Annotated in this window: 10 protein-coding genes; 9 read left to right on the forward strand and 1 reads right to left on the reverse strand. The window is 62.3% G+C overall.

Annotation, left to right across the window (positions count from 1 at the left end):
* The first annotated feature begins 222 nt into the window (after positions 1 to 222).
* The 9 genes from So717_RS08835 (at position 223) to So717_RS08875 (ending at position 12,129) form a co-directional block, all read left to right on the forward strand.
* Positions 223 to 1,578 carry an ABC transporter substrate-binding protein gene (locus So717_RS08835; protein ID WP_159976197.1) on the forward strand — a complete coding sequence of 452 codons (1,356 nt, stop codon included), beginning with the start codon at positions 223 to 225 and terminating at the stop codon, positions 1,576 to 1,578.
* 71 nt (positions 1,579 to 1,649) lie between these two features.
* The gene (locus So717_RS08840; protein ID WP_159976200.1) at positions 1,650 to 2,630 is read left to right on the forward strand and encodes a carbohydrate ABC transporter permease; all 981 of its coding nucleotides are present in this window, start codon (positions 1,650 to 1,652) and stop codon (positions 2,628 to 2,630) included.
* Positions 2,630 to 3,754 (forward strand): carbohydrate ABC transporter permease, encoded by a 1,125-nt coding sequence (locus So717_RS08845; RefSeq protein ID WP_159976203.1) that lies wholly within the window; start codon positions 2,630 to 2,632, stop codon positions 3,752 to 3,754. Before So717_RS08840 ends, So717_RS08845 begins: the two co-directional genes overlap by 1 nt.
* Positions 3,755 to 3,769: 15 nt before the next feature.
* Complete coding sequence (locus tag So717_RS08850; RefSeq protein ID WP_159976206.1) at positions 3,770 to 5,422, forward strand: alpha-glucosidase; 1,653 nt, start codon at positions 3,770 to 3,772, stop codon at positions 5,420 to 5,422.
* 27 nt (positions 5,423 to 5,449) lie between these two features.
* Entirely contained in the window at positions 5,450 to 6,556 is a 1,107-nt protein-coding gene (locus So717_RS08855; RefSeq protein WP_159976209.1) for an ABC transporter ATP-binding protein, read from the forward strand.
* A 168-nt stretch (positions 6,557 to 6,724) separates the two neighbouring features.
* Complete coding sequence (locus So717_RS08860) at positions 6,725 to 7,090, forward strand: DUF3307 domain-containing protein (RefSeq protein WP_306439503.1); 366 nt, start codon at positions 6,725 to 6,727, stop codon at positions 7,088 to 7,090.
* Between the two features lie 152 nt (positions 7,091 to 7,242).
* Entirely contained in the window at positions 7,243 to 8,607 is a 1,365-nt protein-coding gene (locus So717_RS08865) for a TolC family protein (protein ID WP_238840834.1), read from the forward strand.
* Positions 8,604 to 10,805 carry a type I secretion system permease/ATPase gene (locus So717_RS08870; protein ID WP_159976218.1) on the forward strand — a complete coding sequence of 734 codons (2,202 nt, stop codon included), beginning with the start codon at positions 8,604 to 8,606 and terminating at the stop codon, positions 10,803 to 10,805. Before So717_RS08865 ends, So717_RS08870 begins: the two co-directional genes overlap by 4 nt.
* A 1-nt stretch (position 10,806) precedes the next feature.
* Positions 10,807 to 12,129: an HlyD family type I secretion periplasmic adaptor subunit gene (locus So717_RS08875; protein ID WP_159976221.1), complete on the forward strand. Its 1,323-nt coding sequence runs from the start codon at positions 10,807 to 10,809 to the stop codon at positions 12,127 to 12,129.
* Here the strand turns inward: So717_RS08875 and So717_RS08880 are convergent, their stop codons facing one another.
* A complete protein-coding gene (locus So717_RS08880) occupies positions 12,130 to 14,331 on the reverse strand; it encodes a CHASE2 domain-containing protein (RefSeq protein ID WP_159976225.1) in 2,202 nt (733 codons plus the stop codon).
* Between the last annotated feature and the right edge of the window lie 19 nt (positions 14,332 to 14,350).

Raw genomic sequence — 14,350 nt, forward strand, 5'->3', positions numbered from 1 at the left:
CGGCCAGCCTAGGCAGGCGCGCGGGCCAGGTCAAAGCGGAAAGCATCTCTTCGCCCGCCGGCACCCGAGCCCCTTGAAATATGATCTGCAAACCCAACCCCGAGTTGACACAATTGCCGCCTTCCTCCAGTTTTCCGCCATTCAAAGCGCTTTGAAGTGATTCTTTGCGCATAAAAAATGATCAAGATGATGCCAAAACAGGCATTGCTACGGGAGGACATCATGAAGGCACGTTTTTACGCGGGTGCGGCTGCACTGGCTCTCTTCGCCGGGACAGCCCATGCGGATGGGCACCAACCTTTCGCCGTAGGCGAAGGTGCGTTCAACTGGGACAGCTATAACCAGATTGCGGACGCTTATGATCTGAGCGGCCAGACGGTGGAGATCACTGGCCCGTGGACCGGTGATGAGAAGGCAAAAGCCGACAAAGTCTTTTCCTATTTCACCAGCGCGACCGGCGCGACGGTGAACTATTCCGGGTCCGACAGTTTTGAGCAGGATATCGTGATCTCGGCGCGCTCCGGCTCGGCTCCGAACCTCGCGGTCTTCCCGCAGCCGGGTCTGGCCGCTGACATGGCGAGCCAGGGCCTGCTGACGCCTCTTGCAGATGGCACGGCGGACTGGGTGCGTGATAACTATGCAGCCGGTCAATCCTGGGTCGATCTGGGCACCTATGCGGATCAGAACGGTGAAGATCAGATGTTTGGCCTCTTCTACCGCGTGGATCTGAAGTCGCTGGTCTGGTATTCCCCCGAGGCCTTTGACGAAGCGGGCTACGACATTCCCGAGACCATGGAAGAGCTCAAAGACCTCACCGACCTGATCGTAGAGGAGGGCGGCACGCCCTGGTGCATCGGTCTGGGATCAGGGGCGGCGACGGGCTGGCCAGCCACCGATTGGGTCGAAGAGATGATGCTGCGCACCCAGGCACCCGAGGACTATGACGCCTGGGTCACCAATGAGATGAAGTTCGACGACCCCAAGGTGATCGCGGCCATCGAGGAATTCGGCGCCTTCGCCCGGAATGACGCCTATGTGGATGGCGGTGCCTCCGCTGTGGCCAACACCGACTTCCGCGACAGCCCGACGGGCCTCTTCTCGATCCCGCCGAAGTGCTACTTGCACCGTCAGGCGTCCTTCATCCCGGCTTTCTTCCCTGAAGGCACCGAATTGGGCGAGGATGCGGATTTCTTCTACTTCCCGGCCTTTGCCGACAAGGACCTCGGCAAACCGGTGCTGGGAGCAGGCACGCTCTTTGCGATCACCAACCCATCTGAGGCGACCACGGCCTTTTTGGAATTCATGAAGGCGCCCATCGCGCATGAGCTTTGGATGGCGCAGGGCGGTTTTCTGACAGCCCATGCAGGCGTGAACCCTGAGACCTATGTAGAAGACAGCCTGCGCGCGCAGGGCGACATCTTGCGGAACGCAACCACCTTCCGCTTTGATGCGTCCGACCTGATGCCGGGTGAAATCGGCGCAGGTGCCTTCTGGACCGGTATGGTCGACTACACCACCGGGGCAAGTGCCGAGGACGTCGCCAAAGGCATCCAAGAGCGTTGGGATACGATCCAGTAGACTTTTGACACCGGGCTCGGCGGTGATCACCGCCGGGTCGAACCCGCACATGCGTCTGGGGAGGGATCGCCATGTCACCGCTGCTTCAGGGAATTTTGACCGTCGTCCTCGGCGTGGGGGGCTGCGTTGGCTATTTTTTCCTGTCCAATCTGATCCTTGACAAGGTGATCTTTCCGCCGCGCGCGGACAATCCGGGCCAGAACATCAACCGCGCCAATCTGGTGCGCCCGTGGCTCTTTCTGTTTCCGGCGATGGCGGCGCTGGGGCTCTATCTGGTTTATCCAGTGGTGGGGTCGTTTTACCGCTCGCTCTTTAACCGATCTGGCGAAGAGTTTATCGGACTGGGCAACTACACCACCATGTTCGCCGATGATGGGTTCCGCATCGCATTTTTCAACAACATGCTCTGGGTGCTCTTTGTGCCCGCCGCAGCGACCTTCTTTGGCTTGCTGGTGGCGCAGCTGACCGACCGGATGAAATGGGGCAATATCGCGAAATCGCTGATTTTCATGCCCATGGCGATCAGCTTTGTGGGCGCTTCGCTGATCTGGAAGTTCGTCTATGCCAACAACGCCGATATTGGTCTGATCAACGCGATCCGCGATTTTTTCGGTGCGTCGGAGCCGCTGGATGTGCTGCAGGTGCGGTTCTGGAACAACTTTTTCCTGATGTTCATTCTGGTGTGGATCCAGACCGGCTTTGCCATGGTGATCCTGTCGGCTGCCCTGCGGGGCATCCCGGAAGAGACCATCGAGGCGGCCATCATCGACGGCGCGAACCCGTTTCAGGTGTTCTTCAAGATCAAGGTGCCGCAGATCATGGGCACCATTGTGGTTGTCTGGACGACGATCACGATCCTTGTGCTGAAGGTCTTTGACATCGTCTACACGATGACGGGCGGCAATTTCGGCACCGATATCCTGCCCAGTTACATGATGTCGTATATGTTCCGTGACGACGGGCGCGCCACGGCGGTGGCCTTCGTGATCATGATCGTAGTGCTGCCGGTGATGATCTGGAACATTCGCCAAGCCCGTGCGGAGATGAAGTGATGGACAATATTGCCGGTACAAAACCCGCACTGACCTGGGCCGTAAACCTCTCGGTCATATTCCTTGTGGTGCTCTGGCTGATCCCCACGGTGGGTCTTCTGGTCTCTTCCTTCCGGGATCGTGACCAAATCTCGGCCTCCGGCTGGTGGCTGTCGCCCTTCGCGGTCGAACAGAACTTCCAGGCCAAGATCCCGGCGGGCGAGGTTCGGCAGGATGGCGCGTTTTTCGTGATCGAAGGCAATATCTTCTCGGGCGGCGAAGGCGAGGTGATCCGCTTTGGCGGCGCGCGCTCTAACCCGACTGCGGCGGCAGCGGGCGAAACCGCCGAGCTGACGCGGGACCGGTCTCTGACAGTGCAGGAGAACGGCGATTTCGTCTATCGGTCACCGGCGGAGATCAAACGCGATCCGAGCGTCTATTACTCGACCGCCACGCCACCGGACTTCTCGCTCGACAACTACCAGACCATCCTCTTCTCCAACAACATGGATATCGCCTTCATCAACACGCTGACGGTGACGATCCCGGCGACGATCATCCCGATCCTGATCGCGGCTTTTGCCGCCTATGCGCTCGCGTGGATGGATTTTGCGGGCCGGGGGTTGCTGATCGCCGTGGTGGTCGGATTGCTCGTGGTGCCGCTGCAACTGGCGCTGGTGCCGCTCTTGCAGTTTCACAACAAGATCGGCATCGGGCAGAGCTTCCTTGGCATCTGGATGGCGCATACCGGGTTTGGACTGCCGCTCGCGATTTACCTGCTGCGAAACTACATGGTCGGCCTGCCGCGTGATATCATCGAGAGCGCCAAGGTCGATGGCGCTACGGATTTTCAGGTCTTCACCAAGATCGTGCTGCCTCTCAGCTTCCCCGCACTGGCGTCGTTCGCAATCTTCCAGTTCCTCTGGACGTGGAATGACCTGCTGGTGGCCAAGGTCTTCCTGCCCTCGAATGCGGAAAGCTGGGTCATGACCGTCAAGATCGCTGATGATCTTTTGGGCTCGCGTGGTGGCGACTGGGGTATTCTGGCCTCTGCGGCCTTTATCTCCATCGCGGTGCCGCTCATCGTTTTCTTTACCATGCAACGTTACCTGGTGCGCGGTCTCCTGGCCGGCTCGGTGAAATAGGAAAGTGCAACAAGAATGACAAAGATGGAACACCATCTGCACCTGCCCGTGATCGACAAGGACTGGTGGCGCGGCGCGGTGATCTACCAGATCTACCCGCGCAGCTTTCAGGACAGCAATGGCGACGGGATCGGCGATCTGATCGGCATCTCGCAGCGCATGAGCTATATCGCCTCGCTCGGCGTCGACGCGATCTGGATCTCGCCCTTCTTTACGTCACCCATGAAGGATTTCGGCTATGACGTCAGCGACTATTGCGACGTCGATCCGATGTTCGGCACGCTGGCGGATTTCGACGTGGTGGTCGAGGCCGCGCATCAGCACGGGCTGAAGGTTATGATCGACCTGGTGCTGAGCCACACGTCGGACCAGCACCCGTGGTTTGCGGAAAGCCAGTCGAACCGAACCAACTCCAAGGCCGATTGGTACGTCTGGTCCGACCCCAAGCCAGATGGCACGCCGCCCAACAACTGGCTGTCGATCTTTGGCGGGCCTGCCTGGCAGTGGGACCCGGGCCGCGAGCAGTATTATCTGCACAACTTCCTGGTGGAGCAGCCCGACCTGAATTTCCACAATGAAGATGTTCAGAATGCGATCCTCAGCACCACGCGGTTCTGGCTGGATCGGGGCGTCGATGGCTTCCGGTTGGACACGATCAATTTCTACTATGCGGACAAGGAGTTGCGCGACAATCCCGCACTCCCGCCGGAACGGCGCAACGCCAATATCGCACCCTCGGTGAACCCGTATAACCACCAAGAGCACATCTACTCCAAGAACCAGCCGGAGAACCTTGAGTTCCTGAAACGCTTCCGCGCGCTGCTGGACGAGTACCCCGCCGCCGCCTGTGTGGGTGAGGTTGGCGACGCGCAACGCGGGCTGGAGCTGCTGGGGGAATACACCAGCGGGCCCGAGATGGTGCATATGTGTTATGCCTTCGAGTTCCTGGCCAAAACCAAGCTGGATGCCACGCGCGTTGCACAAGTGTTCGACGAGCTGAGCCGGGTGGCCAAAAATGGCTGGCCCTGTTGGGCGTTTTCGAACCACGACGTGGAACGCCACGCCTCACGGTGGGATTTGCCGCCCGCGGCGCAGCGCCTGTTTGCCACGCTGATCATGTGCCTGCGCGGATCGGTCTGCCTCTATCAGGGCGAGGAACTGGGCCTGCCGGAGGCGGACGTGGACTTTGAAGATCTGCAGGACCCCTACGGCAAACAGTTCTGGCCAGAGTTCAAAGGCCGCGACGGGTGCCGCACGCCGATGGTCTGGGAGTCCTCGAACCAGAACGGGGGGTTTTCCGAAGGGTTCCCCTGGCTGCCGGTCAGCCATGACCACCTGAACCGCTCCGTCGGCCTGCAGGAGGACGACCCCAGCGCGATCCTGCACCACTACCGCCGTGCCATCGCCTTCCGCAAGGAGCACCCCTCGCTGATCAAGGGCGAACACGGCGGTGTCTTTGCTTATGGCGACGTGCTGCAATTCACCCGCCAACACGGGGATGAGACGCTGTTTTGCGCCTTCAACCTGTCGGATACGCCGTCACTGCACGGGATGCCACCGGGGGATTGGGTCACCATCGGGCATGAGCTGGGCGGGGCCACCCCGTCGCCGGATTTCAAACTGCACCTGGGGCCGTGGCAGGTCTGCCTCGCGCTGAAACAGGACTAAGCCGCACGTCTTGGGAGGGACACGCATATGGCCAATCTGAAACTGACGGATGTGGGCAAGGCCTATGGCGGCAACGTCGAGGTGCTCAAGAACATCAATCTGGACATCACCACCGGTGAGCTGATCGTCTTTGTGGGCCCCTCGGGCTGTGGCAAGTCGACCTTGCTGCGCATGATCGCGGGGCTGGAAAAGATCACCTCGGGCGAGTTGACCATTGATGAGGCTCGCATGAACGACGTGCCACCCGCGCAACGCGGCATCGCGATGGTGTTCCAGTCTTACGCGCTCTACCCGCATATGACGGTGCGCGACAACATGGCCTTTGCCCTCAAGCTCGCCAAGAAATCGCCGCAGGAGATTGACGAGGCCGTCGGCCGTGCGGCCAAGGTGCTGCAGCTTGACCAATATCTCGACCGTCTGCCCAAGGCGCTGTCGGGGGGACAGCGGCAGCGGGTGGCCATCGGGCGCTCTATCGTGCGCGACCCGAAGGTCTATCTCTTTGACGAACCGCTCTCGAACCTCGACGCGAGCCTGCGGGTCGCGACCCGGATCGAAATTGCGCAGTTGAAAGAGAGCATGCCGAACTCGACCATGATCTACGTGACCCACGATCAGGTGGAGGCGATGACGCTGGCCAGCCGCATCGTCGTCCTGGCCAACAAGGGCATCGCGCAGGTCGGCACCCCGCTGGAGCTGTACGAACGCCCTGAAAACGAATTTGTGGCGCAGTTCATCGGCTCCCCGGCGATGAACCTCCTGGCGGCCGAGATTGTCGAGACTGGCGCGGTCACCACCGTGTCCTGCCCCGAGGGCGGCGGCACTTTCCAGTCGAATGTGCCAACGCAGGCCTCAGACAAGGGCATGAAGGTCAATGTGGGCATCCGGCCCGAAGACATGGTGCCGACCGACGGTGAGAACTATGCCTTCGCCCACCAGGTGAGCATCGTCGAAGCGCTGGGGGAGGTCACGCAGCTTTACTTCGAGGCGCCAAGCTCTTCCAAGGACACGGATACCGTCATCGCCAAGCTGGCGGGTATTCACACCAACATGCGGGGCCAGACACTGAAGCTGACGGCGGACCCCGCAAAGGTGCATCTCTTTGCAAACGGCCGGTCGCTGCTTTACCGCGAGTAGGGCCCGGCTGGGTCGGTCACGGGTCCGGGTGGGACAGATTTGGTGGCCAACCGGCATTTTTGCGCAAATGCCGGATTTACAGGTTAACCCCGGCCGCAGTAGGCTCATCCGCATCGCCGGGGGGTGAAAGGGAACGTTTTGGTAGCGAGTTACAGCACACTGCTGATCGTGTTGTGTCTATTGCAAGTCAAGCACATGCTGGCGGATTACTTCCTGCAGACCAGGTCGATGCTGGAAGGCCGGGGCCGCTATTTGCACTGGGGTACGTTTTTGCATGCAGGTATTCATGCACTCGGATCGCTGATTGCCTTTAGTCTTGTCGGTGCCTCTTTGGCGTTTGTGGTGCCCGCCGTGCTGGCGGAATGGGCGATCCATTTCCACATCGACTGGTGGAAAGGACGCCATACCTCCGATCAGAATCTCACGCCTGCGGATGCGGGTTATTGGCGCGCGTCGGGCATTGATCAGGCGTTGCACCAGCTGACCTATATCGGGATGATCTGGGTCTGGCTGCTGTCTCAGACCGGCGGTTGAGATCGTGGGGGCCGGCTGGCCAAATCATTTGCATCGGTTTTACGGTCTGGGACAGATACCGTCTCACATTGCTTTTTGAAACGATCTAGGTAACTTGGGATTACTCTTTTTCAAAGAGTTGTGGGTGGTTTGGGGATGTTGGCGTGAAACGCATGCGCGAAGTGCTGTGGGTCGGTTTGGGATTTATCTGGGCCGCCGGACATGGGGGCGCGGAGCCGCTTGCGGATGCCGTGCGCCACGCGGTCACGACCAACCCGTCTATTCAAGCGTCGCGGGCCGAGATGCGCGCCTCTGCCTATGAGCTGCTCGAATTGCGCGGTGAGTTTGAACCGAGGGTGGTTTTGCAGGGTGAGACCGGTCGGCAACGCGTCGATGACCCGACCTCTCTGTCAGCGGCTGAAAATGACCGCACCACCTCGCGGCACCAATTGGGGCTGCGTGCGGAGCTGGTGATTTTTGACGGCTTTCGGCGGGCCAATCTTGTCTATGCCAACGCGGCCCGCGTCGATGGCAGCATCTTCAGTTTGCTGGATGCCTCCGAAACCATGGCACTGAATGCGACCGAAGCCTATATCGACGTGCACCGGCACCGGCAGCTGCTGGAGGTTGCGAAACGCAATGTCGCCACGCACGAGGACATCGGCACGCAGGTGCGGGAATTGGTGCAGGGCGGCCGTCTGCCCTACAGCGACGAGCTGACCATTGACGACCGGGTGCGTGCCGCCCGGCTGGCCCAGCTGGATGTGGAACGCGCGCTGCGGGACGCCAATGCCCGCTACGAACGGGTGATCGGACGGAGGCCAGGCCCGGGTATGTATGTGCCGATGCCGGGCCCGCCGCCGTCGCTTGATCAGCTCACGCGGATTGCGGTCAAAAACAGCTACCGGGTGCAGTTTGCCCGGACGCAGATCGACCAGACCCGCTATCAGGCTGAGGTCACGCTGTCGGACCGTCTGCCGGAGCTGTCGTTGAACGCCGGTGTGGTGCGGGACATCAACCGCAACGGTGTGGATGGCACGCGCACGGATCAGACCCTTGGTCTGGGGTTGCGCTGGACGCTGTATCAGGGCGGTCGTGCCGCTGAACGCCGCGCCCTGGCTGAGCGGAACAGCAAGGCGCTGGCGCAGCAGGCGGTTGCCGTGCGTGACGTGAGGGAGCTGGCGGCGCGCAGCTGGAACAGCTACCGGACCAATGCAGACCGCTCGGCACAGCTGAACGACCAGCTGCGCATCAACCGGCTGATCGTGGAAGTCTATGGCGATGAGTTTCTGGCCGCCAAACGTACCCTTCTGGATCTGCTGGATGTGGAACGCGCGCGGTTCAATGTTGAGTTCGAAGCGGTGGGCGCGCGCGCTGGCTTGGCCTTTAGCGGCTACCGCGCGCTTGCAGCGCAAAGCCTGCTGGCGGCGCATTTCGGGTTGGCCAAGAGCGATCTCGCCTTGGAGCCTGCGTTTCAGAGCCGGGTCGACAACAAGCCCGGTGCGATTTTTGACGTGACGATCGAGCCGCTGAAATGACACCGGACGATCTTCGGCCTCCAGAGACAGATGACGCCGAAGCGCGGAGAGACCCCCCGCAAAATACACCGGAGCCGGGTTCGGATCTGGCGGTGGTGGTCTGGATGGCCCAGCGGTTTGGCTTGCCGTTTTCAGCGGATGCAGTCATGGCGCGCCTGCCGTCACAGCTGAACCTGTCAGACCCGCATCCTCTGGCGCGCGCGTTGGGGGCCATAGGGTTGAAAACAAGGCTGCTGCAACGGGACATCCGGAGCATCGACCCTGCGGTGCTGCCCGTGCTGGTCTGGCGCAAATCCGGCGCGCCGGTGGTGGTGCAGGCCGTTGCGCAGGGGGGTAAGCTGGCCCAGATCATTGACCCGTCCCAAAGCCCGTTGGTGCAGGAGGTGCCCCTGAAAGAGCTGCGCCGCGATCTGCAGCCCGAGGTGATGCTTGTCACCCGCGACGCGGATCACGCCCGCCGTATGATGGCACCCGACAGCGCCCCTGCGCCTGATCGGGGCAGCTGGTTCTGGGGGCCGGTTCGGGCCAATTGGGGCAGCTGGATGCAGATCCTGGTGGCGGCCCTGCTGTTGAACGTGATGTCGCTGGCGCTGCCGCTGTTTGTGATGAACGTCTATGACAAGGTGATCCCCAATCTCGCCTATGTCACGCTTTGGACATTGGCCATCGGAGTTGGGATTGCGCTGGCGCTCGATTTCGTGATGCGGATCCTGCGCGCCAATATTCTCGAAAACATCGGGCGCCGCGTGGATATGACCGTGGCCGCCAGCCTGTTCCGCCAAGCCATGAACGCGCAGCTTCTGTCTCGCCCCGGTGGCGCGGCTGGCATTGCAAGCACGATCCGCGATTTCGAGGTGGTGCGGGAATTCTTTGCCTCCGCCTCCTTTGTCGCCGTGATCGACATGCTGTTCATCGGAATATTTGTCGCCGCGCTGTTCTGGGTGGTGGGGCCGGTGGCACTGGTGCCGCTGCTGGCCGTGCCGGTGGTGTTGTTGCTGGCGGTGATCGCGCAGCTTCCACTGGGGCGCAGTGCGGCTGACGCGCAGCGCATGGCGACAAAGCGGCATGTGGTGCTGGTTGAGGCTTTGGGTGGCGTGGAGACGATCAAAAGCGTGGGCGCCGAACCGGTCATGCAGCGGGAGTGGGAGGCAGCGGTCGCGGCTTCCTCGCAGATCAATGGCCGCACGCGATTCTGGTCAAACGTCGCCACCACGGGCACCGCCTTGATCCAGCAGATGGTGTCGGTGCTGATCATCGTCTGGGGTGTGTTTCTTGTGGCGGAGGGTCAGATCAGCATCGGTGCGCTGATCGCCGCGAATATCCTGGCCGGGCGTGTTCTGGCCCCGCTGGGCGCCATCGCGCAGACCATTTTCCGGGCGCAATATGCCGTCAAATCGCTGGCTGCGCTGAACCGCTTCATGGCGCTGCCGGTCGAGCAGGAGACTGTGCTGCGGGGCAATGCGCGGGTCAGCGCGGGCGCGGTACGCCTGGAGGAGGTGACCTTCAGCTACCCCGAAGCGCAACGCCCCGCATTGAAAGACCTGAGCTTTTCGGTGGACGCTGGCGCATCTGTCGCGCTTCTGGGCCGGGTGGGCTCGGGCAAGACCACCACGGGCAAACTGCTGGCCGGGCTGATCACGCCGGACAGCGGCAACGTGCTTGTCGACGGCGTGGCCCTGTCGCAATATGATCCGGCGGAGCTGCGCCGGGGCATTGGGTATCTGCCGCAAACGCCGGAGCTGTTCACCGGCACATTGCGCGAAAACCTCACCCTTGGGCAGCCGGATGCGCGTGATGCCGAGATCGCGCAGGCGCTCTATTTCGCGGCCATGGATGAGTTCATGGCAGAGGCGCCCGACGGGCTGGACATGTTCATCGGTGAGCAGGGGCAGCGGCTGTCGGGCGGGCAGAAGCAGGGCGTGGCGTTGGCGCGTCTTTTGTTGCGCAAACCCAAGACGCTGTTTCTGGACGAGCCGACAAACGCCATGGACCAACGCATGCAGGGGCAGATCATTGAGCGGTTTCAGGAGCTGAACGCCACAGGTGTCGGCCTGATCGTGTGCACGCATCGCCAGTCGCTCGCCGCGATGGCGGATCGGTTGATCGTGATGGATCAGGGACGCGCGGTGCTCGATGGCCCGCGCAGCGAGGTGCTGGACAAGCTGCGCGCCATGGGTGCGGCGAGGGGCGGGGCATAGGATGTTTGGCAACCGGATCGAAGACCAATTCGTGAATGATATCGCTGGCGCCAATGCGGCCTTGCGCCGAGGTGGGCCATGGCGATTGTTGCTGGCGATTGCTGCGGGGCTTGCGGCCTTCGTCGCATGGGCCGCGACCTACGAGATTGAAGAGACCGCGCGTGCCACGGGCCGCGTGATCCCGTCGCAGCAAGTGCAGATTGTGCAGAGCCTTGAGGGCGGTATCGTGCGCGACATTGCCGTCGCCGAAGGCGATATCGTGGAGCAGGGCGACGTGTTGATGCAGATCGACGACACCCGCTTTGCCGCCGAACGGGGCGAGCTGCGGGAACGGGAGGCCGCCGGGCGGGCCGAAGCGGCGCGGCTGCGCGCCGAGGCGCAGTTTGCCGAAGATCTGGACTTTGACGAGGATCTGCGTGCGCGCGCCCCGCTTGCGGTTGCGGCGGAGCAGCAGGTGTTCATCTCCCGGCGCGAGCAGTTGACGCGGGAGTTGGAGGTGCTGCGCGCGCAGCTTCTGCAACGGCGCGCTGAGCTGGAGGAGGTCAAGGCGCAGCAGTCGCGCACCGATGGCATCATCGCGCCGCTTCTCTCCGAGATTGCGCTGACCGAAGACATGTTCAATCGCGGACTGGTGCCCGAGATCGAGCTTTTGCGGCTGCAGTCGCGGCTGGCGGAGTTGAATGGCGACCTGGCGGTAGGTCGCGCCAGCACGCCGCGCCTTGAGGCCGCCATCGCGGAGGCGGAGAACCAGATCAACGCGGCGCGCTCCGCCTATGTGCTCTCTGCTCGTCAGCGCTTGGCGCAGCTGCAACTGGAGCTGGCCGTGGTGCAGGAGACGTTGCGCAGCGCCAATGATCGGGTCACACGCGCGCAGCTGCGCGCGCCGGTGCGCGGCACGATCAACCGGGTCAACGCCACGACCCTCGGCGCCGTGGTGCAGCCCGGGGCGCCGCTGGTCGAGATTGTGCCCATCGACGACAGCCTGCTGATCGAGGCGGATCTTGGACCGCGCGACATCGCCTTCGTGCGCCCGGGGGAGCGTGCGTCGGTCAAGATCTCGGCTTATGACTACGTCATCTATGGCGCGCTCGACGGAGAGGTCGTGCGCATCGGTGCGGACAGCATCGCCAGCGAAGGTGGCACCGAATTTTTCCGGGTTGTGGTGCGCACTGACACCTCCTACCTGGGAACGGAGGACAACCCGCTGCCGATCACGCCGGGGATGGTCGCCTCCGTCGATATCCAGACCGGGGAGCGCACGGTCCTGTCCTACCTCGCCAAGCCGATCCTGCGCGCACAGGCCGAAGCGCTGCGTGAGCGGTGACTACTTCTTAGTTGAGGCAAAGACGCCATCCCAATCCGGCCCGGGAGGCGCGAGGCGTAACCCTGCAATCCGCTCGGCGTAGAGATCAAGGTAGTCGTCCAGGGGCAAAGCCAGCGCGCTGAAGTCGGTGCGCAGGTGGGGTAGGGCAGCTTCTGCCGTATCCCAGTCTTGCGCGCGATAGGCTGCCAGCATCTTGGCGTTCCGGTCAAAAGCGGCTTGAAAAGCGGAGGACTGGCGCAGCGTGTCATCTCCCAGAAGCGCAAAGATTGTCTCCGGCAGGGCCTTTCCAACCACGGTGATCCGGTCCAGTTCCAGCACCGCAAAATCCTCCATGACCTCACGCGCCGTGGCCTGACCGAGGATGATCGACGCGCCGTAGTAGCGCGACTGGCCCTCCAGTCGCGAGGCCACATTCACCGGATCGCCAAGCGCTGTGTAGTCAAAGCGCATGTCGCTGCCCATGTTGCCAACCACGCATTGGCCGGTGTTGATGCCGATACCGACGTTGAGGCGGTGCGCGCGCGCCGCGCCGCCCTTGCGGGCCATACCCCGGCGTTTGGTGGCGGCGTCACGCTTGGCGTTGAAGGCCTCCACATTTGCGATCATCTTGAGCGCGGCGCGGCAGGCGGCGCGGGCGTGGTCATCATGATCGAGCGGTGCGTTCCAGAACGCCATGACCGCATCACCCATGAACTTGTCGATTGTGCCCTTCTGTTCGAGGATCGCCCGCGACAGGATGGTCAGGAAACGGTTCATCAGCGTGGTGAGCGCCTCCGGGTCATCCCGGAACTCTTCGGCAATGGCGGTGAAGCCGCGCACATCGCTGAACAGCAGCGTCAGCGTCCGCGACTCGCCGCCCAACGTCAGCTGCCCATGATCGCGGCTGAGCCGGTCCACCAGATCGGGGGAGACATATTGGCCAAACGCACTGCGAATCTCGCGGCGCCTCCGTTCTTCGCGCAGGTAGTTGACCGTGGAAATCAGGATTGTCGTCAGCACCATGGCCAGCACCGGGAAGGACGGATCCAGCAGGATGCGCTTGTCGTAGAACAGATACCAGCAGGTGCCGACGTAGCTGACCATCAGCACAAGTGATGACACGATCAGCACCCGCGCCGACAGCGCCGGGGCAAAGATGATGACTAGCAGGCACAGCAGAAACGTGACCACCAGCTCAACCGCAATGGCATAGTTGGGGCGCACCAGCAGGGTCTGCGCCATGATGTTCTCAAGCACCTGCGCATGGATTTCGACCCCGGCCATCGCCACGCCGAGCGGTGTTGCGCGAAAATCTTCCAGCCCGATGGCCGATGTACCAACCAACACCAGATGCCCCGCAAGGCGCCCCCCTGGCAGCCGGTCTTTGAGAAGGTCCGCTGCGGCAACGTAGCGGCTTTGCGACGAGGGTGTGAGGTAAGGCCATACGGTGCCGTCCTGTGCAGTCGGCACCAGCTGCCGGGCGAGCACGATCCCCTCCACACCCGCCTCATTTGTGCGCACCGCAAAAGGGGCGCCGCCGGTGGCGACGCGCAACACCTCTGCCGCCAACCCAAGGCGCAGCTGACCCTGGACGGCCATGACCAGCGGCACGCGGCGGTAGACCCCATCTGCATCCGGTCGCGTACTGAACATGCCGCGTCCTGCCGCATTGGCCTCAAGCTGGGGCAGGTTCTGCACAATGTCTGGAAACTGGGTCAGATAGGGCATCGGGTCCGGCCCGATCAGCGCATGCGGGGCCAGCGCCATCTCGCGCTTTTCGCGCCGGTTGCCGGCCAACGTCCGGACGCTCGTTTGCCCTACAATCACGCGGGAGCGGGCGAAGGCCGCCGCAAGAAGGTCGTCATTGTCAGGCAGCTGTGTCAGTTGGGTGGCCAACTCATCCGGCATGTCCGTATTGTCCGCAGCAATCTGGCCCGGCGACAGCCGGTCAGGTTCGGAAAAGACGATATCGAAGCCGATGGCAATCGCACCCGCCGCAGTCGCACGGTCCACCAGGTCTGCAAACTGACTGCGCGGCCAAGGCCACTGGCCGATCTCCTCGATGCTGCGATCATCGATGTCCAGGATGCTCACGGGCAAAGACGTCAGATCGCGTGGCTTGCTCTGATGATAGAAATCAAACGAGGCGTGGCGCAGCATGGATATGGGCAGCGGGTCGCCGTAGCGAATGGTCAGCCCGCACAGCAGCCCGATAACAGCCACGATGCGAATCCACCCGACC

Source organism: Roseobacter cerasinus (genome assembly GCF_009811755.1).
Taxonomy (GTDB): domain Bacteria; phylum Pseudomonadota; class Alphaproteobacteria; order Rhodobacterales; family Rhodobacteraceae; genus Roseobacter; species Roseobacter cerasinus.